General features: G+C 74.9%; 24 protein-coding genes. 14 read left to right on the top strand and 10 right to left on the bottom strand.

From position 1 onward, the window contains the following. Positions 1 to 16 precede the first annotated feature (16 nt). The 3 genes from ACIQVD_RS12340 to ACIQVD_RS12330 form a co-directional block, all read right to left on the bottom strand. On the bottom strand, positions 17 to 2,194 hold the full coding sequence (locus tag ACIQVD_RS12340) for an RICIN domain-containing protein (protein ID WP_402288348.1): 2,178 nt from the start codon (positions 2,192 to 2,194) through the stop codon (positions 17 to 19). A gap of 32 nt (positions 2,195 to 2,226) precedes the next feature. Then, positions 2,227 to 3,690: a ricin-type beta-trefoil lectin domain protein gene (locus ACIQVD_RS12335; RefSeq protein ID WP_402288346.1), complete on the bottom strand. Its 1,464-nt coding sequence runs from the start codon at positions 3,688 to 3,690 to the stop codon at positions 2,227 to 2,229. A 453-nt stretch (positions 3,691 to 4,143) separates the two neighbouring features. After that, entirely contained in the window at positions 4,144 to 4,506 is a 363-nt protein-coding gene (locus ACIQVD_RS12330; RefSeq protein ID WP_402288343.1) for a hypothetical protein, read from the bottom strand. A 254-nt stretch (positions 4,507 to 4,760) separates the two neighbouring features. Between ACIQVD_RS12330 and ACIQVD_RS12325 the strand changes: the two genes are divergently transcribed. From ACIQVD_RS12325 to ACIQVD_RS12315, 3 genes are all read left to right on the top strand, one after another. Beyond that, entirely contained in the window at positions 4,761 to 5,435 is a 675-nt protein-coding gene (locus tag ACIQVD_RS12325; protein ID WP_402288341.1) for a hypothetical protein, read from the top strand. Between the two features lie 390 nt (positions 5,436 to 5,825). Then, positions 5,826 to 6,152 carry a hypothetical protein gene (locus tag ACIQVD_RS12320; protein ID WP_402288339.1) on the top strand — a complete coding sequence of 109 codons (327 nt, stop codon included), beginning with the start codon at positions 5,826 to 5,828 and terminating at the stop codon, positions 6,150 to 6,152. Positions 6,153 to 6,246: 94 nt separating this feature from the next. Continuing rightward, positions 6,247 to 7,431 carry an alpha/beta hydrolase family protein gene (locus ACIQVD_RS12315; RefSeq protein WP_402288336.1) on the top strand — a complete coding sequence of 395 codons (1,185 nt, stop codon included), beginning with the start codon at positions 6,247 to 6,249 and terminating at the stop codon, positions 7,429 to 7,431. 143 nt (positions 7,432 to 7,574) lie between these two features. Here ACIQVD_RS12315 and ACIQVD_RS12310 read toward each other — a convergent pair whose 3' ends face one another. Together ACIQVD_RS12310 and ACIQVD_RS12305 are read right to left on the bottom strand one after the other, a co-directional pair. Next, positions 7,575 to 7,943, bottom strand: a complete 369-nt coding sequence (locus ACIQVD_RS12310; RefSeq protein WP_402288334.1) for a methyltransferase domain-containing protein — start codon at positions 7,941 to 7,943, stop codon at positions 7,575 to 7,577. A 146-nt stretch (positions 7,944 to 8,089) separates the two neighbouring features. Beyond that, positions 8,090 to 9,013 carry an acyl-CoA thioester hydrolase/BAAT C-terminal domain-containing protein gene (locus ACIQVD_RS12305; RefSeq protein WP_402288332.1) on the bottom strand — a complete coding sequence of 308 codons (924 nt, stop codon included), beginning with the start codon at positions 9,011 to 9,013 and terminating at the stop codon, positions 8,090 to 8,092. Between the two features lie 370 nt (positions 9,014 to 9,383). Between ACIQVD_RS12305 and ACIQVD_RS12300 the strand changes: the two genes are divergently transcribed. The 3 genes from ACIQVD_RS12300 to ACIQVD_RS12290 all read left to right on the top strand — a co-directional run bounded on the left by ACIQVD_RS12300 (position 9,384) and on the right by ACIQVD_RS12290 (position 11,669). Further along, positions 9,384 to 10,346: a quinone oxidoreductase family protein gene (locus ACIQVD_RS12300; RefSeq protein WP_400684808.1), complete on the top strand. Its 963-nt coding sequence runs from the start codon at positions 9,384 to 9,386 to the stop codon at positions 10,344 to 10,346. Positions 10,347 to 10,372: 26 nt separating this feature from the next. Continuing rightward, a complete protein-coding gene (locus ACIQVD_RS12295; protein WP_402288329.1) occupies positions 10,373 to 10,966 on the top strand; it encodes a TetR/AcrR family transcriptional regulator in 594 nt (197 codons plus the stop codon). 184 nt (positions 10,967 to 11,150) lie between these two features. Beyond that, positions 11,151 to 11,669, top strand: a complete 519-nt coding sequence (locus tag ACIQVD_RS12290; protein ID WP_402288327.1) for a rhodanese-like domain-containing protein — start codon at positions 11,151 to 11,153, stop codon at positions 11,667 to 11,669. Positions 11,670 to 11,726: 57 nt separating this feature from the next. Here the strand turns inward: ACIQVD_RS12290 and ACIQVD_RS12285 are convergent, their stop codons facing one another. Continuing rightward, a complete protein-coding gene (locus ACIQVD_RS12285; RefSeq protein WP_402288325.1) occupies positions 11,727 to 12,578 on the bottom strand; it encodes a LysR family transcriptional regulator in 852 nt (283 codons plus the stop codon). Between the two features lie 148 nt (positions 12,579 to 12,726). Here ACIQVD_RS12285 and ACIQVD_RS12280 point away from each other — a divergent pair, with 148 nt between their 5' ends. From ACIQVD_RS12280 to ACIQVD_RS12265, 4 genes are all read left to right on the top strand, one after another. Then, positions 12,727 to 13,083 carry a DoxX family protein gene (locus ACIQVD_RS12280; RefSeq protein ID WP_402288323.1) on the top strand — a complete coding sequence of 119 codons (357 nt, stop codon included), beginning with the start codon at positions 12,727 to 12,729 and terminating at the stop codon, positions 13,081 to 13,083. 218 nt (positions 13,084 to 13,301) lie between these two features. Next, positions 13,302 to 14,060 carry a GNAT family N-acetyltransferase gene (locus ACIQVD_RS12275; protein WP_402288321.1) on the top strand — a complete coding sequence of 253 codons (759 nt, stop codon included), beginning with the start codon at positions 13,302 to 13,304 and terminating at the stop codon, positions 14,058 to 14,060. 77 nt (positions 14,061 to 14,137) lie between these two features. Continuing rightward, positions 14,138 to 14,362 (top strand): translation initiation factor IF-1, encoded by a 225-nt coding sequence (infA, locus tag ACIQVD_RS12270; RefSeq protein WP_030463886.1) that lies wholly within the window; start codon positions 14,138 to 14,140, stop codon positions 14,360 to 14,362. Between the two features lie 122 nt (positions 14,363 to 14,484). Then, complete coding sequence (locus ACIQVD_RS12265) at positions 14,485 to 15,657, top strand: 8-amino-7-oxononanoate synthase (RefSeq protein ID WP_400684828.1); 1,173 nt, start codon at positions 14,485 to 14,487, stop codon at positions 15,655 to 15,657. 49 nt (positions 15,658 to 15,706) lie between these two features. Here ACIQVD_RS12265 and ACIQVD_RS12260 read toward each other — a convergent pair whose 3' ends face one another. Further along, a complete protein-coding gene (locus tag ACIQVD_RS12260) occupies positions 15,707 to 17,224 on the bottom strand; it encodes an alkaline phosphatase family protein (protein ID WP_402288318.1) in 1,518 nt (505 codons plus the stop codon). A gap of 220 nt (positions 17,225 to 17,444) precedes the next feature. Between ACIQVD_RS12260 and ACIQVD_RS12255 the strand changes: the two genes are divergently transcribed. After that, the gene (locus tag ACIQVD_RS12255) at positions 17,445 to 18,212 is read left to right on the top strand and encodes a GntR family transcriptional regulator (RefSeq protein ID WP_402288315.1); all 768 of its coding nucleotides are present in this window, start codon (positions 17,445 to 17,447) and stop codon (positions 18,210 to 18,212) included. Positions 18,213 to 18,286: 74 nt separating this feature from the next. Here the strand turns inward: ACIQVD_RS12255 and ACIQVD_RS12250 are convergent, their stop codons facing one another. Next, positions 18,287 to 18,775 (bottom strand): GNAT family N-acetyltransferase, encoded by a 489-nt coding sequence (locus tag ACIQVD_RS12250; protein WP_402288313.1) that lies wholly within the window; start codon positions 18,773 to 18,775, stop codon positions 18,287 to 18,289. Between ACIQVD_RS12250 and ACIQVD_RS12245 the strand changes: the two genes are divergently transcribed. Beyond that, entirely contained in the window at positions 18,689 to 19,297 is a 609-nt protein-coding gene (locus tag ACIQVD_RS12245; protein ID WP_402288310.1) for a cysteine hydrolase, read from the top strand. The two genes, ACIQVD_RS12250 and ACIQVD_RS12245, sit on opposite strands and share 87 nt — an antisense overlap. Positions 19,298 to 19,339: 42 nt before the next feature. Here ACIQVD_RS12245 and ACIQVD_RS12240 read toward each other — a convergent pair whose 3' ends face one another. Then, on the bottom strand, positions 19,340 to 20,155 hold the full coding sequence (locus tag ACIQVD_RS12240; RefSeq protein WP_402288307.1) for an SAM-dependent methyltransferase: 816 nt from the start codon (positions 20,153 to 20,155) through the stop codon (positions 19,340 to 19,342). 336 nt (positions 20,156 to 20,491) lie between these two features. Here ACIQVD_RS12240 and ACIQVD_RS12235 point away from each other — a divergent pair, with 336 nt between their 5' ends. Together ACIQVD_RS12235 and ACIQVD_RS12230 are read left to right on the top strand one after the other, a co-directional pair. Continuing rightward, on the top strand, positions 20,492 to 21,052 hold the full coding sequence (locus ACIQVD_RS12235; protein ID WP_402288305.1) for a sigma factor-like helix-turn-helix DNA-binding protein: 561 nt from the start codon (positions 20,492 to 20,494) through the stop codon (positions 21,050 to 21,052). Next, positions 21,049 to 21,729: a hypothetical protein gene (locus tag ACIQVD_RS12230; protein ID WP_402288302.1), complete on the top strand. Its 681-nt coding sequence runs from the start codon at positions 21,049 to 21,051 to the stop codon at positions 21,727 to 21,729. The genes ACIQVD_RS12235 and ACIQVD_RS12230 overlap by 4 nt, the downstream gene beginning before the upstream one ends. Positions 21,730 to 21,776: 47 nt before the next feature. On the opposite strand, the gene ACIQVD_RS12225 is transcribed toward ACIQVD_RS12230, so the two are convergent. Next, positions 21,777 to 22,319, bottom strand: coding sequence for an AAA family ATPase (locus ACIQVD_RS12225; RefSeq protein ID WP_402288299.1), 543 nt, complete (start codon positions 22,317 to 22,319; stop codon positions 21,777 to 21,779). Positions 22,320 to 22,384 lie beyond the last annotated feature (65 nt).

Genomic DNA, 22,384 nt, shown 5'->3' with positions numbered 1-22,384 from the left:
GCCGGGTCCGGGGGCCTTACGGGTAGGCCACCAGGTTCGCCACGTTGGTGGACGAGTTGGACGGTCCGCCGGTGGAGTTGATGACGTGGGCGATGGTGCCGGTGCCGCCGAGCGAGACGGTCACCATGTCGTGGAAGCGGACGGTGGAGCGGTTCGGGACCTCGAAGGAGTGCTCCTCGACCACGGACGGGTTGACGTTGAAGTAGGCGTAGGAGCCCAGGCCCCAGGCCTCGTGGTTGGTCACCGAGTCGGCGACCTTGTAGGCCGGGTAGCCGCGGGTGGAGCCGTTCATCCAGGCGGCCTGGTTCGGCGGGTCGTACGGCAGCTCGTTCTGGAAGAAGTACGTCCGGCCGTTGTTGCCGTTCCAGATCACCTGGGTCTGCTGGTAGTGCTCGACGAACAGCCCGTACATGGTGACGTTGTTGCCGTTGACGACCAGCCCGTTGGCGGCGGTGTTGCTGGTCCAGCCGACGCCGCTGCCGTGGTCCGCGCGCCACAGCCACATGTGGTCGCCGATCACGTTGTTCGAGTTGACCACCAGCGACTGGGTGGCCTTGCCGACGCCCGCGCCGCCGATCCGGAAGAAGACGTCGTGCAGCGAGGTCGGGTCGGCCGAGTGGTCGGCGGCGGAACCGGCCGCGCCGAGCTGCATCAGCACCGGCGAGTTGACCGTCCCGGCGTCGATCAGCAGGCCGGCCAGCTTCACGCCGTTCACGTCGGCGACGTTGACGGCGGTGATGCCGTTGTCCGGGACGAGGGTGGCCAGGCCCAGGCCGAGCACCACGGTGTCGGCGCGGTTGATGTTCAGGGTCTGGTTCAGGTGGTAGACACCCGGCGTGAACAGCAGGTTCTTGCCCTGCGCCAGCGCCCCGTTGATGTCGGCCGCGCTCGCGCCCGGCTTGACGATGAAGAACTGGTCGATCGGCAGCGAGCTGCCCTGCTGGGCGCCGCCCGCCCAGCTGGTGCCGGAGGTGTTGGAGCGCAGCGCCGGGACGAACACCTTGTAGGCGCCCGCGGAGTCCACGTACAGGAAGGGCTTCTCGCGCACCACCGGGGTCTGGTTGACCGTGGTGTAGGGCGGGTTGGGGAAGGAGTTGGCGGGCGCGTTGACGTCGCCGACGAACACCATGTTCCAGTTGGAACCGGTCCAGCTGCCCCACTGCGCGTTGCGCGACAGCCACTGCTGCTGGGAGCCGGAGCGGACCTGGCCGTCGATCTTCGAGTCGGCGATGAAGCCGCCCGAGGACCAGCCGCCGTCGTCCAGTTGCAGGTTGCCGCGCACGTGCATCCGGCGGTAGGGCGCGGCCTGGGAGACCGCCCAGCGGTCGGTGCCGCCGGTCGGGTTGACCGAGAGGTTCTCGGCGGAACGCCAGAAGTTCTGCGTCGCGTTGCCCTGGAACCAGTCCGCCTCGGCGTGCACCGCGCCGTTGATGGTGACGTCGTCGGGGGACAGGCCCAGGCCCGCGACCTGGGTGTAGAAGCCGACGTTGGCGTCCACGTTGTAGCTGCCCGGCTTGAACAGCAGGGCCTGGCGCTGGGTGCCGAACTGGTTGCTCTCCTGCTGGGAGAAGACCGCGTTCAGCTTGGCCTGGACGGTCGCGGCGGGCGTCGACGGGTCGAAGACGGCCACGTTCGGCCCGAAGTCGGGCGTGCCGGGCGGGTTCGTGACGGTGCTCCCGAAGGTGAAGGACTGCGCGGTGGTGCCGTTGCAGGTGTACTGCTGCAGCTGCACCGCGTCGGCGGTGGAGGCGCTCGGCACGTCCAGGCACTTGCCGCTGTTGCGGTTGACGAAGTGGTAGGCGCCGCTCGCCTCGGCGACCGCCTGCCACTGCTGGTTCGGGCCGCCGCTGTACGTCCACAGCTGGATCTTGGCGGCGTCCGCGGTGGAGACGTCGGTGACGTCCAGCGCCTTCGAGGTGTCGTTCTGGTTGTTGATCCGGACGTAGCCGTTGCCGAGGTCCTGGACCTGCCACTGCTGGGCGGTGGTCCCGTTGCAGGCGTACTGCTGGACGGCGGTGCCGTTGGCGGTGGCCGCCGCGGCGGCGTCCACGCACTTGCCGGAGTTCTGCGCCACCAGGGTGGTCGCCCCGGTCGGGACGGCGGCCAGCGCGGCGGGGGCGGGGGCCAGCAGCACCGCGGAGGAGGCGAGCAGGCCGGCGGTCGCGGCGAACGGGAGGATTCTGTTGCTGCGCAAGGGGGTTGCTCCTTTCTCGGGCCGACGGGCGATCAGGCGGGCAGGTTCCACTGCTGGTTGGAACCGGCGAAGCAGTCCCAGATCTGGAGCCGGGTGCCGTTCGCGGAGGACGGGCCGGTGGCGTCCAGGCAGCGGCCGGAGGCCGGGTTCACCAGCGTCTTGTTGGACTGCGCCTGCCACTGCTGGGCGCCGGTGCCGTTGCAGTCGTACAGCTGGGCCTGGGTGCCGTTGGCGGTGCCGGCCGAGGTGAGGTCGAGGCACTTGCCGAGCGCCCGGACGGTGCCGTCGGTGCCCACCGTCCACTGCTGGGCGGCGGTGCCGTTGCAGTCGTAGAGCTGCACGGCGGCGCCGTTGGCCGAGCTGGCGGCCGCGACGTCCACGCACTTGCCGCCGTAGCCGGTGATCTGGCCGGTGCGGCCACCGGTCGGCGGCGGGGTGGTGGTGCCGCCGGTGAGCGCGTTGAAGGTCTTGGAGAACTGGTACGCCGACTGCGGGGTGCCGCTGCAGCTGTCGGAGAGCGTGCCGCTGCTGGCGCACGCCTTGTCGCGGCCGATCGCCCAGAAGGCCAGCAGCTGGATGCCCTTGGACGCGGCGAAGGACTCCAGGGTCTGCGCGTTGGCGGTGGTGAACACCTCGGCGGTGGTGTCGTTGACCCCGATCATCGGGGTGTTGCCCTCCATCGCCCACAGCTGGTCGGAGGTCTTGGACGTCCAGATCTGGCCGAGCTGGGTGTGCAGGCCGTTGGCGGCGCTGATCGCGGCCTGGCCCATGTCCATGGCCGGGCCGTAGTCCATCGTCATGATGTTGACCGCGTTGACGGTCAGGCCGCGGCTCTTCGCGTTGTTCAGCAGGCTGATCGAGTTGGATTCGAGACCCGAAGGGCTGACCGGCAGCGTGTAGTTGACGTCCAGCCGCTTGCCCGCGGCCGCCTGGGCCTGCTGGAGCTGGGCCAGCGCCTGGTTGCGGCGGTCGTTGGCGGTGGTGTCGTTCAGCGCGCCGCCCTCGATGTCCAGGTCGATCCTGGTCAGGTTGAGCGCGTCCACCACCCGCTTGTACTGGGCCTGGAGGCTGGAGACGCTGGTGCACGCCTGGCCCAGCTCGGTGCCGGAGGCGCCGCCGAAGCTGGCGATCACGTCGCCGCCGGCCGCCCGGTGCGCGTTGATCGCGTTGGTCCAACCGGCGTCCGTGATCGAGGTGTTGCCGTTGAACGTGGCGTTGCAGCTGCCGTCGCTGATCACGAAGGCGAGGGTCACGTACTTCAGCCCGCCGCTGGTGCGGGCGTTCGCCAGCGTGTTCGGCGAGTTCCAGGTCTCCAGGTACGGCGCGGCGTAGTGCGCCGGGAAGCCCGGCCCGGCGTTGGCCGCGGCCGAGGCCGGGCCGGCACCGGCCACCAGCAGGCCGGCGACGGTGGCGGGCAGCGCGACGGCGGCGGCGACGGCCCGGAGGCGGGTGCCGGTACGGCCTTCGGCGCGGGGGCGCAGACGGGTGCGGATCAAGGCGGCTCCTCGTGGGGGAGAACGTTCACTCGTTCAGTTAGTGAACGCGAAGCGATGCCTGAGGGAGCGTCCGGAGTGGTCCGGGCAGGGCGGATCATCCCCCTGAGGGGGAATCAGTGGTGGTGGCCAGCAGCCCCGCCGGCTTTGGTCTGGACCTTTTTCAAGACGTGAAGTTAGGGGGGTCTGCGCGGCCACGTCAACCCCCGTGCGTACAGGACTCGAAGACCGTGCACGGAGCGGCCCGACGTGGAGCGCCGCAGCGGGACGTGCCCAGTTGTGTTTGTTAACAAATGAAAGTCGCCCGGGGCGGCCGCACCGGTGGTCCGCCGACGGCGGGGAGCGGGAAGGCGCCCCCCACGGCCGGGGACTTCAACCGGCAGGTCATCACAGAGCCCCGGGCGGGCGCCGGGAAGGCCGACGCGCTCGGCGGGGCGCGGCGGCGGGGCGCGGCGGTCAGCGGCTCCAGCGGGGCGGGATGCGGTTGAGGAGCAGGCTGCGGTGTTCCGCCAGTGTCATCGGGCGGGGCCGGAGCAACGCCCCGGCGGCGGTGGCGTCCCCGGCGGCGGTGAGGGCCGCTGCGGCTGCCGCGACGGTCGGCGGGGCCAGACGGCCGACCTCGTGCAGCAGGACCTCCAGGCGGCCGTGCTGGCCCGCCCGCCGGAAACCGGCGACCAGCGCGGGCAGGTCCGACGGCGCCCGTACCGCTCCGGCCCGCCGGACCAACCGCCCCGCGACCTCGAACTGCCCGGTGGCGTGGAACGCCGCGACCACCGCGCCCAGTTCGGCCGCCGGCCAGGCCCGCGCGACCGCCGCCACCAGGTCGTCCGGCGAGATCCCCGGGTGCCGGAGCCGGTGCAGCGTCGGCAGCCACTCCGCCCGGAACCGGCCCTCGCCCGAGGGCCGGGCCCGGACCCAGTCGAGGAACGCCGCCTCGTCCGCGGTCCCCGCCCCGGTCCGCCCGGGAATCTACCAGCCCGTCGCGGCCCGGGGCCGTCCGTCCGGGAACGGGCGGCGGCCCTCCCCGACGGGAGCGGGACGGCGCTGTGGGCGGGGCCTGCTTGAATGCGTGGATGCTGGTCGCCGAACTGATCCGCCGCCTCCCCGACACCCCCGCCGTCCTGGCGCGCTGCCGCGCCCTGGCGATGCTGGACGCCGTCCTCGGCCCGGACTGGGCGGACAGGTACTACTCGTGCGACTCCGGCTGGGCGCCCGGCGAGGTGATGGCCTCGATGCGGAACGGCAGCGGCGACTCCTACGCGATCGTCTTCACCGAGCAGGGCGCCCTAGCCCTGGGCTTCGACCACGAATCCGCGCTGAGCCCGTACCGGTACGACGCGCGGGAGCCGTGGCCCGGGCTGATCGACGAGGTGCCGGAGGCGTTCCGCGCGCAGCTGGAGGAGCCCGCCTTCCGCGACGAGGACGGGGTGCTGGAGGCCACGGTGTGCTTCTGGCGCGAGCGGGCCGACACCGCGTGGCGCACCGGCGACCTCGCCCCCGCACCGGACGGCGGTGACCAGGACGGCGGCGCCGCCCGGCTGTTCGACCTGCTGCTGGACGGCAGCTCCGAGGCGTACCGCGATTTCGCCGAGGAGTACTACGAGGTGGACGTCGACCTCGACGCCGTCCGCCACGTCCACGCCCTGCGCCCGCTCACCGCCGAGCTGGTGCGCGCACTGAACCCGGAGCTGGACCTCGCCGACCTCGCCGACGACCTCGCGGAGATCGGCTACCCGACCGGCGGGTGAGGCCCCGCCAGGGAGCCGCCACCGGATGAACCTCCGCCGGAGGAGCCGCCGGCAGGTGGGCCTCCGACGGCGGGGTGCCGCCAGGCTGTGGCAGCGCGGCACGGCTCCGGGCGGGCGAAGGAGCGGAACGGCGGGCCGATCAGCCCGACGGCGTGCGGTCCAGCGGCGTGGGCGGGTCGGGCCAGGTGTCCTGTGACTGGACCGCACCGGCTTGGCCGGGGACTCCGGGTGGTGGTCGCGGCCGGGGGTTTCGTAGCTGTCGGGCGGTGGTCGGCTTCGCGTTCGGCGGGCGGGACGTGACCCGTCTCGCCGGGGAGTCGGCGGTACGGCGTCCCGGGGCGGCCCGCGCCACGACTTCACCGCGTCCGTCCGAGCCTGACCGCCTCGGCCGTGGCAGCGGGGGCCGACCTGGCCTCGTCCGACGCCGGCCCCGTGGTCGAGGGAAGCGCCGCCCGCTACGCGCACCTCCGCGGTCGCCCCGACGACGCCGCGCTGCGCCGCCGGTTGCTGCGGCGGCCGGAGAGGGCGCACGACCCGCGCCGGGACCGGCACCGCCACCTGCTCGCGGTGGTCGACCGCTGGTCCGTCCCGCAGACCTCGTCACCCGTGCTCGACCGGTCCGGCGCGGCCGTGCGCGCGAGGTCGCGCCGGACCGCCTGCCTGCCGGCGGCAGGCCCCCGACCCGGCTGCGTCGGCGCCCCCTGCGGTTTCCCGTAGGGGTTGTGCGCCGACGACGGGTTCGTTCTCCGGCGCAACCCCTACGCCGTTGAGCCGACGTCAACTTCCTCCAAGGGAACGTACGGTCACGCCCATGACCAGAATCCGCCCCGCCGCCGCCCTGGCCGCCCTGCTGCTCGCCCTGCCGCTGTCCGTCGCCGCCGGCCCGCCCGCGGGGGCCGCCCCGGCCACCCCGGCCCGGGTCGCTGACTCCGCCGCCCCTGCGGCCGCGGTCCGGGCCGAACTCCCGCGCCCCACCGGGCCGTACACAGTCGGACAGGACGTCCTGGAACTCGTCGACCGGGACCGGACCGACCCGTGGGTGCCGGCGTCGGGCCCGCGCCGGCTGATGGTGTCGGTGTACTACCCGGCCAGGGCGGGCACCGGCGACCCGGCCGCGTACATGACCCCCGGCGCGGCGCGGATGCTGCTGGACGCCAAGCTGCCGGGCAACACCGTCCCCACCGAGGCGCTCACCGAGATCCGGACCTGGGCCGCCTCCGGGGCCCGCCCCGCGCCCGGCCGCTACCCACTGGTGCTCCTCTCGCCGGGCTTCACCATGCCCCGCACCTCGCTGACCGGCTTGGCCGAGGACCTGTCCAGCCACGGCTACGTGGTCGCGCTGATCGACCACACCTACGAGAACACCGGGACGACCTTCCCCGACGGGAGCACGCTGCCCTGCGTGATGTGTGGCCGACTGCGCTCCCCGGAGGACTGGGCGGGCCTGGACCGCAGCCGGGCCCAAGACGTCTCCTTCGTCATCGACCGGTTGACCGCCCGCCCCCACCCCGCCTGGCGCTACTCCCGCATGATCGACCCGGCCCGGATCGGCACGGCCGGCCACTCCGCGGGCGGCGCGGCGGCCGTCCCGGCCCTGCTCGCCGACGACCGCATCCGGGCCGGCGCGGACCTGGACGGCACCATGGACGTCCCGGTGCCCGCCACCGGCCTCGGCGGCAGAGCGTTCCTGATGATCGGTCACCCGCTGCCGGACGCCGCCGAGGACCCCAGCTGGGCCGAGAGCTGGCCCCGGCTCGACGGTTGGAAGCGCTGGCTGACCGTCGCCGGCACCAACCACGCCTCGTTCACCGACTTCCCCGTCCTCCTCGACGCCCTCGGCCTGCCCGACGACGGCCGGACCCTCTCATCCGGGCGCGCCCTCCAGCTCACTCGCACGTACGTCACGGCCTTCTTCGACCTGCGCCTGAAGGGCGTCGCCCAGCCGCTCCTCGACGGGCCGACCCCCCGGAACCCGGAGGTCTCCTTCCACCCGTAGGGACCGGCCGTCGGTCTCCTCCGGTCCCCTCCGAATCCGCCTGGCACGCGAAACCAGGTGACGAACCGGCTCGGCCCGGTGAACAGGCTCGGCCCGGTGAACAGGCTCGACAGCGCCTCCGGCCGTCGGTGCGGCGGCCAGGCTCACCGGGAGGAGACCGGCGGTCGAACCCACCTGTCGAGCGGTCGGGATCGGGTGCGGGAGGACACCGGGACGGTGCGGCGGACCCGGTGCCGGTCGAAGCACCCGCCGACCACGGCCCGCCCGCCGGGCCGCACCACCCGGCCCGGCTCCGGCAGCGGCACGCCCGGATCCGGGACCTCATCCGGGGCCGTCACCAGGTGCGCCGCGTCGAACGCGCCGTCGGGCAACGGCAGGGCGCGGGCGTCCGATCCGGCGGGGACGGTGCCGGTGGCGTCCTCCGCGGAGATCCGGACCGTCACGTGGCCGAGCGTCCCCTGCTGGACGCCGGCCACGTCGGCCACGTCGGCGATGCCGGTCACGTCAGCCACGTCGAGCCGCTTGGCGGGTCCCGCCGCGGCACCGCCCGCACGGAGACCAGCACCGTGCCCGGCCCGGTCTCCGACAGCACCGTCCGAGCCGGACTCGGCCTCCCGCACGCGGAGGCGGACCGCCGCCGGCTGCCGACGGTGCTGCGCTACCCGGGGGTGGCGGGCTGCCGGACCGTCCGGGGCGCTCGGCTCCCGCCCGGGAGGGGGAGGGGCAGACCGCCGCCGAGCAGGTCGAGGAGGTGGGGCCAGGCCAGGGCGCCCAGCCGGGTGTCGGCGGCCGGGGTGCCGCCGTGGGCGTGGACCGGGGACGGGGGCAGCGGGAGTTCGCCGGGGAGCACCACGCGGTGGCCCGCGTCCGGGTCGCTGACCAGCAGGGTGCGGGGGCCGCCGGACGCGGGGCGGTGCTCGCGGAGCTGCTCGGCGAACGGGAGGGACGGCCACATCGCGTCGGCGCCGCCCGCGACCAGCAGCAGGTCCGCCCGGGCCCGCTCGACCGGGATCCGGGCCGCGGGCAGGGCCGGGGCGAACGTCCGCGCGCTCCGCTCGTACCAGCCGCGGACGGCCACCGGGGCGCCCTCCGGCTCCGCGGGCGTCCAGCCCTCGTCCATCGGGACGAACGGCAACGGACGCCCCCACCAGGTCCAGGAGGAGCGGAACGGGCGGTCCGCGCCGTCCGGGCCCGGGCCGACGTTGCACCACACCAGGGAAGTGGGCGCCAGCGCGGCGACCGCGTCTACCCGGGGATCGCGCACGGCCGTCAGCAGCGCGGCCTCCGCGCCCTTCGACGTCCCGAGCAGGCCGACCCGGCGCGCCCCGTCCGCCCGCAGCAGGTCCACCGCCGCCGTGAAGGTCTCCAACGGGACCTCGCACACCCCCGGCGGCTGCCCCGGCCCGCCGAACCAGCGGATCGCCAGCGCGTCGAACCCCGCCCGGGCCAGCACCCGCGCCCGCGTCTCCTCCACCCGCCCGCTCGACCCCGACAGCCCCACCACCCCGACCGGGCTGCCCCCGGTCGGCGTGCACCGCAGCCCCTCCCAGGGCTCCGCCCAGGCCCGCTCGACGATCTCCATCCGCCTCCCCTTCTCCGTCCTGCCACCGGCACACCCACCCTCGCCGGGCCCGTCCCCGCCACGCAAGGGCGTACCGGACACCGTCGAGCCGCGGCGCACGCGCCCCGCAGGCCCGGGATGCGGGTGCCGGGCGGGTGCGGCACGGCAGGACGGCCGGGCCCCCGCCGAGGAGCGCGGCGCCGCCCGGGCGAAGTGGTGCCCTGTCCCCGGACGTTGGCGCCCCTCCGGTGGGCGCCCCGGTCAGTGGAGCTCCCGTGCGCGGTGCGCCGGGCACCGGCGTTTCTGGACTTGCTGGTCCATTTTTGCCCGCCTAACGTGCAGTACGTGCCCGGACGACGGCGGACGGGCCCGAGCAGGAAGGCGGTGTGCCATGCACGCGATCCGGATCGAGGAGCACGGCGGCCCCGAGGTGATGCGCTGGACCGAGCTGCCCGACCCCGTGCCCGGCCCCGGGGAGGCGCTGGTGCGGCTGGGCGCGGCCGGGGTCAACTACATGGACACCGGGGCCCGTTCCCAGGGCGGCCCGGGCTGGGCGGCGCCGACGGTGCTGGGCGCCGAGGGCATGGGGTACGTCACCGCGCTCGGCGCGGGCGTCGAGGACCTGGCCGTCGGCGACCGGGTGGCCTGGTTCTACCACCCCGGCAGCTACGCCGAACTGCTGGCCGTCCCGGCCGCCGCCCTGGTCAAGGTCCCGGACGGGGTGCCGGACGAGATCGCGGGCGGCCTGCTGATGCAGGGCCTGACCGCCAACCACCTGACCACCGAGACGTTCTCCGTCACCCCGGGCAGCACCGCCGTGGTGCACGCCGCGGCCGGCGGGGTCGGGCAGCTGCTCACCCAGCTGGTCAAGGCCCGCGGCGGCAGCGTGATCGGCCTGGTCTCCCGGGAGGAGAAGACCGCGGTGGCGAAGGAGGCCGGGGCCGACCACGTCCTGGTGCACTCCGGCGGCGGGTTCGAGGAGCGCATCCGCGAACTCACCGGCGGACGCGGGGCCGACGTGGTCTACGACGGCGGCGGCGCCGACACCTTCCGCTCCTCCCAACTGGCCCTGCGCCCGCACGGCGTGCACGCCTACTACGGCCCGTTCATGGGCGTGCCGACCATGCGGCCCACCGACCTGCCCCACAGCATCCTGCTCAGCTACCCGGTCGTGCACCACCACGTCGCCACCCGCGCGGACCTGGTGCGGCGCACCGGCGAACTGTTCGACCTGGTCCTGGACGGGCGGCTCACCCAGCGGATCACCGGCCGCTACCCCCTCGCCGACGCCGCCCGGGCGCACGCCGACCTCGAATCGCGCCGGACCACCGGCAAACTGCTCCTGCTGCCCTGACCGCCGACCGTCCCGGGAGGAGAACCGTGCCGCTGACCCGCAAGGGCGCCGCCACCCGGCAGCGCATCGTCGAGGGAACCGCCGAACAGATCCGGGAGGACGGCGTGTTCGCGGTCCGGCTGGAGGACGTGATGGCCCGCACCGCGACCAGCAAGAGCCAGCTCTTCCACTACTTCCCCGGCGGGAAGGACGACCTGCTGCTCGCCGTCGCCCGGCACGAGGCCGACCGGGTGCTGGCGGACCAGCAGCCGGAACTCGGCGCACTCACCTCCTGGGACGCCTGGCGGCAGTGGCGCGACAAGGTCCTCGCCCGCTACCGCGCCCAGGGCGGCAACTGCCCCCTGCACACGGCCCTCGCCCAACTCGGCGGCGCCACCGACGCCACCCGGGCGGTGGCCTGCGAACTGCTCGCCCAGTGGCAGCGCCACCTCGTCGCGGGCATCCGCCACCTCCAGGCCGACGGCGCGATCTCCCCGGAGCTGGACGCCGACCGGGAGGCCGCCGCGCTGCTGGCCGGCGTCCAGGGCGGCGTGCTGATCCTGATGACCACCGGCTCCGCCACCCACCTGGAGGCCGCCCTGGACACCGCCCTCGCCCGCCTGCGCGCGAGCGGGGCCTGAGGGGTGCGGACGCGCGCGGAGGCGGGGCGGGCGCTGGCGGGATCTTGACGGTCACAGGCGGTCACGCCACTCGTGGAGCGAGCGCGCGGGACCCGAGGATGGAGCCGTCGCCGACCGGTACCACCCGCACCCGTACCCGGTACGGCCCCGTCCCCCCCTCGCGTCCCGTCAGGAAGAGGCCCCCGTGTCCGTCGCCGAGAACACCCGTGAGAGCAGCAGCGCCGTCCCGGGCGACGCCGTTCCGATCAGCGCCGTCCTGAGCGTCCCCGCCGCCGCCCCGGCCGAGGCCGCCGCCCACTACGCCGCCCGGCTCGCCTTCGAGGCGGACGTCTCCGACGTGCACGCCGACCTCGCCGCCGGGGTGCCCGGCATCGTGGTGGTCGACACCCGCAGCAGGGCCGCCTGGGACCAGGGGCACCTCCCCGGCGCCGTCCACCTGCCCACCGCGCGGATCGCCGATCTGGCGCCGGGGACGATCGACCCGGCGCTGACCGTGGTCACCTACTGCTGGGGCCCCGGCTGCAACGGCGCCACCCGCGCGGCGCTGGCCTTCGCCCGGCTCGGCCACCCGGTCAAGGAGATGCTCGGCGGCTTCGAGTACTGGGTCCGCGAGGGCTTCGCGTACGACACCGCCGCCGGCACCGAGCAGCGCCCCGTCGACGACCTGACCGCCCCGCGCTCCGGCCTCTCCTGCGCCTGCTGAGCCCCGCGCCCCGCCCACGAACCCCCGCTCCGCCGCCGGTCCGGCGGGCGGTCGGCGTCAGTCGCGGTAGGCGGCCGTCGCCGTCTCGACGAAGGAGCGGACCAGCGGGTCGGCCCCGCGCTCGTTCCACGCCACCACCACCCGGCTCGGCGCCAGGTCCACCACCGGCACCACCGCCAGCTCGGCGGGCAGTTCGTGCCCGAGCGGCGCCAGCCCGACCGTGCCGTTCCAGAGCACCGCCTGCAGGCACTCCTGGACGCCGCGCACCACCGGCCCCTCGCGCGGGACGCCGCCGTGCCAGTACGCCTGCCAGTGCGGATCGGTGCCCGGGGGGAAGCGGAACCAGCGCCGGTCGGCCAACTCGGCCAGCCGCAGCCGCTCGCGGCGGGCCAGCGGGTCGTCCGCCCGCAGCACCGCGCCGACCGGGTCGGACCGCAGCGTGCGCACCGCTAGGCCGGTCCCGTCGAACGGAGCCCTGGTGAGCGCGACGTCGACCAGCCCGGCGCGCAGCCCGCAGGTCGGGTCGGTCAGGTCGGTCTCCCGGACCCGGACGTCCACGCCGGGGTGGCGGCGGCGGTAGGCGGCCGCCGACCGGAACACGCCGGGGTCGGTGCCGTCGCCCAGGATGCCGACGGTGATGCCCGCGCTCCCGGCCGCCGCGCCCACCCGTGCCCTTACCCGGTCGGCGTGGGCGAGCAGCGTCCGCGCCTCCGCCAGCAGCACCGCGCCCGCCGGGGTGAGCGCGACCCCGGCCGGCGAGCGGACGAACAGCGGCGCGCCGAGGTCGGCCTCCAACTGCTTGACGGCCCGGCTCAGCGGCGGCTGGCTGAGGTGCAGGCGGCGGGCGGCCCGGCCGAAGTGCAGTTCCTCGGCGACCGCGACGAAGTACCGCAGGGTTCGTAGCTCCACGCTGCGACGATACCCAGCCGGTATCGGCGGCCCGGAACGGGTCTTGGACAGCGCCCGGCCCCGGCGGTGGGGTGGACGGGGACGCGGCCGACCCGGCCGCCGCCACCGCCCGGCCCCGCCCAGCGGCGGCCACGTCCGAACGGGAACCATGGAACTCGCCTACTGGATCGTCGCGGGCCCGCTCGCCCTCCTCTACCTCTACGGGGGCGCGCTGAAGGCGGTCCGCAGCCCCGACCGGCTCCGCCCGATGATGGCCTGGGTCGACCGCGTCCCGCTCCCCGTCCTGCGCACCCTCGGGGTGCTCGAACTCCTCGGCGCCGCGGGCCTGCTGCTCCCGCCGCTGACCGGCACCGCCACCTGGCTCGCCCCGGCCGCGGCGGCCGGTCTGCTGCTGCTCCAGGCCGGCGCGGTCCCGGTCCACCTCACCGGCGGCGACCGCCGGATCGGCCTCAACCTCGTGCTGCTGGCCGCCGCGGCCGCGGCCCTCGCGCTGTCCGTCGGGTAGCCCGGGCCGGGGCCGAGCGAGTCGGAGAACAAATGGGTTGGACGGGCGGCGGGAGGTTGCTACTGTTCGGATCACCGTGACCGGAAGCGAGGAGGTGAGTTCCCGATGAGAGCTGGATCGAGGCGGGTGCTCCCCCTTTCCCCACGGTGCAACGACTGACACAGGTGTCGTCGGGAGCGCTCGCGTGACAACGCAGGCACTCCCGAAAGGCGAAAGCCATGAACACCGTGCAGATCACCCGGGTCGACGAGACCCAGTGGCAGGCCCTGGCCGACGACGTGGTCGTCGGCCACGGCGACGTCTCCTCGCGCCGCCACGACCTCCGCTACGTCAGCATCGACGTCTGGGACGACGCGGCCTTCCAGCCGCTCGCCGGGGCGATGCTCACCGCCCTGCCCGCCCCGCTCCGCACCCTGGTGCCGGGGGACGACGACACCGGCCTGGCCGCCCGCTGGGAGCGGGCCGGCTTCGTCCCCGAACGACGGGAGTGGGAGTACCTGCTGTCCACCGCCGTCGCCGCCGAGTCCCCCCGCCCCGCCCCGGGCGTCACGATCCTGCCCGCCGGGGCGGCCGACGAGGCCGCGCTGCGGGCGCTGGACCGGGAGATCCGGGCCGAGGTCGAGGCCGGGCCCGGCTGGCACACCATGCCCGCCGAGGTTCGACCCGGCCCTCCGGGGGACACTCTCATCGATCCCTCCCTGTACGCCGTCGCCGTCCACCGGGGCCGGTACGCCGGGCTGGTCCGGGTGGTCCGCGGTCGCGGCCCCGCCCGGATCGGCCTGCTCGCGGTCCGCGCCGCCGACCGGCGGCACGGCCTCGGCCGCTCCCTGCTCGCCCACGCCCTGCACACCCTGCACCGGGCGGGAGTCTCCGCCGCCTGGGCCGAGGTCGACCAGTCCCGCACCGCCGCCACCACCCTCGTCGAGAGCTTCGGCGCCGAACGGACCGGCCAGGTCCTGCACCTGATCCACCCCTGATCAGCCCTGATCGACCCGCACCACCCCTGATCGACCCGCACCACCCCGTCGGAACCCCACCAGAGAATCGAGATCCCTTGCCACGCGTCGCAAAGGGCCTGGAGCTCGAAGGCACCGTCCTCGAGTGTCTGCGCAACGCCACCTTCAAGGTGGAACTGCAGAACGGCCACCACGTGCTCGCCCACATCAGCGGAAAGATCCGCAAGAACTACATCAAGATCCTCCCGTTCGACCGCGTCCTGGTCGAACTCAGCCCGTACGACCTGACCAGGGGCCGCATCCTGTTCCGCTACCGCAACTGACCCCCCGCCAGGCCCGCCAGGCCCGTCAGACCCGTCAGGCCCGCCGCCCCGGAGTGTGGGACACCGCACATCGGGGCGGCGCGCGTTGCTCCGGCCCGCTGCCGGGTGACAGAGTGCCGGGCATGGCGGGAGACGGGCAGGTCGGGGACGTGGGTGCGGCGCCGGAGCGGGTGTTCGACTGGCTGGACGAGGCCGCGGCCGTCCGTGCGGAGGCCGGGCTGACCAGGCGGTTGCGCAGTCGCCCGGCCGAGGACCCGGTGCTCGACCTGGCGTCCAACGACTACCTCGGGCTGACCAGGCACCCGGCCGTCACCGCGGCCGCCGCCGGAGCCGCCGTGCGCTGGGGCGGCGGGGCGACCGGCTCCCGGCTGGTCACCGGGACCACCGAGGCGCACACCGAGCTGGAGCGCGAACTCGCCGAGTTCTGCGGGTACGAGGCCGCGCTGGTGTTCTCCTCCGGCTACACCGCCAACCTCGCCGTGCTCACCGCGCTCGCCGGGCCGGACACCCTGATCGTCTCCGACGCCCACAACCACGCCTCGCTGATCGACGGCTGCCGCCTCGCCAGGGGCCGCACCGTCCGCGCCGCGCACTGCGACCCCGGCGCGGTCCGGGCCGCCCTCGCCGGGCGGACCGAACCCCGCGCCCTGGTGGTCACCGACTCGGTGTTCTCGGTCGACGGCAACGCCGCCCCGCTCGCCGGACACCTCGCCGCGGCCCGGGAGTCCGGCGCCGCCCTGGTCGTCGACGACGCGCACGGCCTGGGCGTGCTGGGCCCCGGCGGCGCGGGCGCCGGAGCCGCCGCCGGCATCGCCGGACAGCCCGACGTGGTTGCCACCGCGACGCTCTCCAAGTCCCTCGGCGCCCAGGGCGGCGTCGTCCTCGGCCCCGAACGGGTCGTCCGCCACCTGGTCTCCGCCGCCCGCACCTTCATCTTCGACACCGGCCTGGCCCCCGCCGCGGTCGGTGCCGCCCTCGGCGCCCTGCGCCTGCTGCGCGCCGAACCCGGGCGGGCCGCCGACGCCCTCCGGGTGGCCCGCGAACTCGCCGACCGGCTCACCGAGTCCGGCCTGCACGCCTCCGCCCCCGACGGCGCCGTGGTCTCCGTCCGCGCCGAGGACCCCGAGCACGCCGTGCGCTGGGCCGCCGCCTGCCGCGAGGAGGGCCTGGCCGTCGGCTGCTTCCGCCCGCCGTCCGTCCCCGACGGCGTCCCGCGGCTGCGGCTGACCGCCCGCGCCGACCTGACGGACGAGCAGATCGCCTTCGCCGTCGGCGTGGTGCTCAAGACCCGCTGAACCGGTCCGGGGCGGGCCGGGCGCGACCCGCCCCGGACCGGGCGCGGCATCAGCCGAAGACGACCTGGTCGACCGTCCAGAACGCCGAGTTGGTGCCCGTGTAGCGGAACTGGAACCGGGCCGTCGACGCACCCGCCGGGACGGTGACGTCCAGGTGCTCGACGGTGTTCAGGTCCGCCCGGTAGGACTTCACCAGCTGCGCGGCGCCGCCGTCGAACGAGACGTACACGTCGCCGGTCTGCGGGCCGTCGACCTTGTAGTCGGTGGCGAAGGACAGCGTGCCGTGCGTGCGGCCGGCCACCGAGTAGGCCGGGCTGACCAGCGTCGAGTCGAACTGACCGGTGCCGTGCGACTTGTCGTCCCACTCGTCGGAGTCCGCGACCGCGAACACGTTGCGGGCCCGGACGTTGGTCTCCCGGCTCTGGCCGAGCTGCGCCGCCGTCCAGAACTCGTCGGTGGCGAACGCCCAGCCGCGCCACTCGGTGACGCCGCCGGACGGCATCCGCGCGTTGTCGATCGACCAGCCGGCCGGCGGGGTGTGGGTGAAGCCCTTGACCGTCGCGCCGATGCCGCTCTCGTCGACCCGGGTCTGCAGGCTCGGCCGCAGCGCGTCGAACTCGTCCGGCACGATCTCGTCCACCGGCGTGCCGTCCAGGCCCCAGGCCGGGTCGACCGGCGCGCCCTCGTGCTTGAGCACGGTCGGCGCGATGTCCACCGGCTTGACGTCGTAGCGGTGCGCGCCGGCCGCGTAGCCCCGGCCGTTGAGGACCATCCAGGTCTGCCGCTCGTTCGCCGAGTTGCCGCCGTGGCCGCCCGCGTCGGTGTGGCCGTGGTCGGTGGTGACCACCACCAGCCAGTCCTCCGCGGCGTAGGTGGCACGGGACCTGAGGCCCGCCAGCACCTGCCCGACCCGGGTGTCCGCGTCGTGGATCGCCGCCAGGTACTGGCTGGACGCGCCGCCGTACGAGTGCCCGGCCTCGTCCACCTCGTCCAGGTGCAGGAACACCGAGTCCGGGTTGCCGTGCGCCAGGTAGTCGGCGGTGTCCGCGGCGGCCTTCGCGTCGTTCTCGCTCTCCGAGACCCGCAGGTCGGCCCTGCTGCTGAAGACCGTGGTCGCGATCGGGTTCCAGGAGCCGACCACCAGCGTCGAGGCGGCCGGGGCGGCGCTCTCCAGCCGGCTCGTGTAGTCCGGGTACAGGTCGAAGCGCGAACCGGTGAAGTTGTTGTCCATCACCTTGTGCTTGTCCGGCCACACGCCGGTCGCGATGGTCGACCAGCCCGGGCCGGAGAGGGTCGGCGCCAGCGGGTTCGCGTACAGGTCGGACGTCGCCGTGGTGCCGGAGGCGATCAGCGCCTTCAGGTTCGGCGCGTCCGCCGTGAGCAGCTTGTCGTACCGGGTGCCGTCGATGCCGATGACCAGCGTCTTGGCCTGCTTGCTGCCGTTCGGCAGACCGTTGTACGCGCCGGTGGCGGCCACGGCGGACGAGCCGCCCAGCGGGACCAGCGCGGCCGCGACGACGGCCGCCGCGGAGAGGGAGAGGGCCATGGTGGAGCGGGAGTTGCGCACGGGGGCTCCCAACGGGAAAGCGTCACGGTGCGGTTGCACCGGCACCGAGGATGGGCCGGGCGGGCGAGCGCGAGCCCGCGCCGAATCCACGGTTGTATGAACAAGCGCCAAAATTCAGTACAGACCGGTTATCCGTTCGTGATGTTCCGTGGACGTCCGGACCGAGGGCGAGCCGAGGGCGGACCGGGGGCGGGGGAGGGGTGCTCGCTACCCTGGGCCGGTGAACCACGGCCCCTCCCGCGCCCCCCTCGCCCCCGCCCGGTCCGGCGTTCCCGAGCACGGCCGGGTGCCCAAGTACTACCTGGTCAAGGCCGAACTCGAAGAGCTGATCGAGGAGTTGGGCCCCGGCGGACGGCTCCCCACCGAAGCCGGCCTGGCCGAGCGGTACGGCGTCGCCCGGGCCACCGTCCGCCAGGCCCTGCGCGACCTGCTGATCGAGGGCCGCCTGCGCCGCCAGGGCCGCGGCACCGTGGTGGCCGGCGCCAAGATCGAACAGCCGCTGTCACTGGCCAGCTACACCGAGGGCGTCACCCGCCAGGGCCTGCGCCCCGGCCGCACCCTGATCGCCCTGGACCGCCAGCCCGCCGACCCCGCGACGGCCGACCGCCTCGCCGTCCCCGCGGGCGAGCCGCTCTGGCACCTCGAACGCGTGCTGCGCGCCGACGAGGAACGCGTCGGCCTGGAGTCCACCTACCTGCCGGTGGCCCGCGTCCCGCGGCTGGCCGCCGAGTTCGACCCCGCCGGCTCGCTCTACGGCTACCTGCGCGAACGCGGCGTCCACCTCGCCGGAGCCGAGGAACGCATCGAGACCGTCCTCGCCACCCCGCGCGAGGCCCTCCTGATCGGTACCCCGCCCGCCCTCCCGATGCTCCTGCTGAACCGCCGCAGCCGCGACGCCGCCGGCCGCCCGCTGGAACTCGTCCGCACCCTCTACCGCGGCGACCGCTTCAGCTTCACCCTCGACCTGACCGCCCCCACCACCGACTGACCACCGGCCGACCACCGGCCGACCACCGGCAGGAGGCGGCCTCGCGCCGGCGGTGAACGCCGCGGAGCGCGGCGTCAGGCGAGGGACTTGCGCATCAGGGTGCAGACCGTCTCGTGGCGGCGCAGGGTGCCGTCCGCGTCCTCCACCTCCCAGGAGTCGGCGGCGCGGCCGAAGGCGCGGTAGCCGAGGCGCTCGTACAGGGCGCGGGCGCGCGGGTCGGACTCCTCGACGCCGAGCTCGGCCCGGGTCAGGCCGCGCGCGACGATCCGCTGCTCGGCGGAGCGGATCAGCAGCGTGCCGATCCCGCAGGACTGCAGGGCCGGGTGGACGCCCAACTGCCAGAGCGTGCCCGCCCCGGGCGCGACCGCGTAGTCGACGCCGCCGACCGCCACCGGCAGCCCCACCGGCGTGCACACCGCCAGGTAGTCGACCTCGCCCGCCTCGGCCCGGCGGAGCTGTCGGACCAGCTCGCGCACGTGCCGGGGCGAACCGGCCCAGCCGCAGGACGGCAGGTCGGCCTCGGTGAGGTCGCGCACCGACAGGTGCAGCCTGATCTCGGCCATCGCGGTGTCCCTCCGGTTCGGCCCGGGCCGGTGCGGCTCCGGCCGTGGCCGTGGGCGTCCCCATTGCAGCAAGCCGCGCCCCGGGACGTCCAAGGGATTTGTGACGGGGGGTCAGGCCGGAGCCCCGAGAACGGTGGTGGTGGCAGACCCGGGGCCACCCGGTTCCACCCCGGACTCGCCCCGCTGGAGGGCGGCATCGTGGTCCGCAAGGTCCGGATCGGCACCGGGGCCACCACGGACCTGTACGAGCGGCTCGAGGCCCGCGGCGTCGACACGCCGGTCCTGAGCGGGATCAGCACCGGCGGCGTCGTGCTGTCGACGCTGCTCGACGCCGCCGACCGGGACCACCGGCCCCACGTGCTCTCCGACGGGGTGGCCGCCCGCGACCCGGAGGTGCACCGCGTCCTGCTGGAGAAGGTGTTCCCGAGCCGGACGCACGTCATCGACACCGCCCGGCCGGCCGAACTGCGGGGCCGAGGCGGCCCGTTGCCGCCGTCCGCCCCGGCCGCGACCCGCCGATGACCCGCCCAGGTCACGGCCCGCCCAGGTCACGGCCCGCCCGGGTCAGGGGCGGACGGCGACCGCGCCGTAGCAGGAGGCGCCGGCGTCGGTGATGTGCTCGGTGTCGTCCTCGGGGGAGGGGTTCCAGCGGGTGGTGGCGACCAGGCCCGGGTCGAGGAGGTCCCAGCCGGTGAAGAACTCGCCGAACCGGTCGCGGGTGCAGGCCGCGACCGGCGTGCCGGCGGCGGTGTAGACCTGGATGAGCCGGGCGGTCTCGTCGGGGGCGAAGTCGGGCGTCAGGTGGCTGATCACCAGCGCGGACCCGCGGGGCAGCCGGGCCTTGAGGCCCTCGGTGATCCGGTGCGCGTCGTCCGGGACGAAGTGCAGCAGCGCGTTCATGCTGAGCGCGACCGGCCGGTCGAAGTCGAGGGTCCGGGCGGCGGCCTCCAGCAGCGCGTCCGGCTCGCGGACGTCGGCCTGGACGTAGGCGGTGACGCCCTGCTCGGTGCCGCGCAGCAGGGCCTGGGCGTGCAGCAGCACGATCGGGTCGTTGTCGGCGTAGACGACCGCGGCGTCCGGCGCGATCCGCTGGGCCACCTCGTGCAGGTTGGGCGAGGTGGGGATGCCGGTGCCGATGTCGAGGAACTGCCGGATGCCGGAGCGGGCGAGCAGTCGGGTCGAGCGGCGCATGAAGGCGCGGTTGGCGCGGGCGGCGGAGCGGGCGTAGGGGAAGACGGCCAGGGCGCGGCCGGCGGCCTCCCGGTCCGCGGGGAAGTTGGTCGTCCCGCCGAGGTAGAAGTCGTACATCCGGGCCGAGTGCGCCAGGTGGATGTCGAGGTTGACCTCGACGCCCTCGGTCCGTCCGCTCACGTCTGTCACGCGCGCCCCCTGATCGTCCGTCACTCCTTCACTGCGCCCACTATGCCCATACGGGCGAACGGAGAATCAAGGGGGGTGGTCGCACCCGGGGCGCGGCCGGGCGAAACGGTCGGAATCGATCATCGGTCGGTCCGATCCGGTCGGCGCCCCGGATAGGCTGGTTTTCCGGCAGGGTGACTTGCGGCTGATCCGGAAACCTCTTGTGCCGGATTACCATTTCGGCACCTGATGCGCCTTACTGTTCCTGTGGGGGACGCGAGTTCTGGCGACCGGTGCCGGCGGCCGGCGCCGGCGTCCGGCTGCGGCGACCAGGGTGCCGCCGGGGAGGAGTGGGGCGTGAACGAGAGCGAACGGGCGGTGGGCGACCGGCACCGCCTGACGTTCGACGCATTCTGCGACACGCACCACCGGACGTGGACCGGCTTCGCCGCCGCCCGCCTGGGCGACCCCGGCGCGGTGCACGGCGCGGTGGAACTCGCCAAGGGCCGGGTCTGGCAGGAGTGGCCGCGCATCCTGCGCGAGCAGTTCCCGGCCTTCCAGGCCTGGACGATCCTCAAGGAGGAGGTCGGCGCGGCCCTGCTGCAGCGGATGATGGACGGCGAACCGCCGCCCTCCCCGGCGCACGTCCCGCTCTGGGTCTGCGCGGTGCGGGTCGCCGCCGAGCGGGCCGGCGACCTGCCGGAGACCGCCGCCGACCACTGGCAGCTGTACGCCGCCCTGCGCGGGCTCTCGGAGCGGCGCCACGACGTGGTCCTGCTGCGCTACCTGCTCGGCCTGACGGACCGGCAGATCGCCGACTGCCTGGCCACCACGGAGGCCAACGTCCGCTCCACCGCCGCCCAGGCCCTCGACCGGCTGGCCGCCGCCCTCGGCGCCCGGAACAGGGAACGCCGGTGACCGCCGGACCGGACAGCCTCCACCCACCCGCCACCCGCGAGCCCCGCCCGCGCCCCGGCGGTCCGCACCGCGCAGGCGGCCAGGGCGGCCAGGGCGGCCCGGACGGCCCCGGCGTCTCCTGGGACCGGCTGCTCACCGCCCCCCGCCCGTTCCCCTCCGAACACCTCCAGGCCGCCCACGAACTCGACCTGGCCACCTCGCTGGTCCTGGCGATGCCCACCGCCGCCCCCTCGCTGGACCTGCTCGTCAACGACGAACGCATCCACCCCGAGGGCGCCCTGGTCCTGGGCGCGCTGCTGCACGCCGCCCGCCACCGCGAGGGCGCCCAGTTCTGGTGGCAGTTCGCGGCCGGCGGCGGCTCCTACACCGCCGCGTCCTGCCTGAGCCTGCTGCACCGCAGCCTCGGCGAGTTCCTGGACGCCGAGGTCTGGCGGCGCCAGGCCGAGGCGCTGGCCGCCCGCCCCCGCCCGCCGCAGCACGTCCTAGGCGTCCGCGACACCCTGCTCCCGGCGGGCGTGCTCGCCGAGATCCTCGCCCTGTGCCACGACGGCCTCGACGTGAAGCTCCCGCCCCGGCTGGCCGCCGTCATCCACCAGCTCCCGGTCGACTGCGACGACCTCGAGTACGGCGAACTCCCGCAGGTGAGCAGCACCCTGGTCCGCGACCTGGCCCGCTGACCTGCTGACCGGCACCGGCCGGCCCGCACCGGGCGGCCCGTCGGCCCTCAGCGCTGGACGATCACCCGCTCGCCCTCGCCCACCGGCTCCTGGAAGGCGTCGAAGTACCGCCGCAGCGTCTCGTCCGGGACGGTCACGCTGTTCGCGTCGCTGCGCCGGCTGCGGGCGGCCAGGCGGCGGCGCAGCGTCTCCAGGTCGGCCCGCAGCCGGACCAACTCCCAGCGGCAGCCGTGGTCTTCGATCAGTGCCTTGTACCGGTCGCGGGTCTCCCGGCTCCAGAAGCTGTAGTCGACGACCACCGGGCGGCGCGCCTCCAGCAGCCCGACCAGTTCCTCCCACAGCTCCCGTTCCACGGCCGTCTTGAGCCGCTCGTACACGGCCGGTTCCAGCTCCGCCCCGTCGCGCCCGGTCCGCGCCCAGATCACCTCGTCGATCGACAGCCGGACGAACCCGCGCCGCTCCAGCGCCCGCGCGTACGTGCTCTTCCCCGATCCGGGCAGCCCGCACATCAGCACCACCAGCCCGCGCTCGGTCCCGTCCAGCTCCGGCAGCAGCTCCGCCTCGTCCGGTACCGTCTCCACCTCGTCCACGCGGCCCAGCCTATGCCGTTCCGGCCCGCGGCCGTCGCACCGGGGACGGGAGGACGGTCGGCGGC

The sequence above is a fragment of the Kitasatospora sp. NPDC090308 genome (assembly GCF_044769485.1).
Lineage (GTDB): Bacteria > Actinomycetota > Actinomycetes > Streptomycetales > Streptomycetaceae > Kitasatospora > Kitasatospora fiedleri.
Note: the sequence above shows the minus strand (reverse complement) of the source record. Positions and strands in the feature narration are given on the sequence as shown.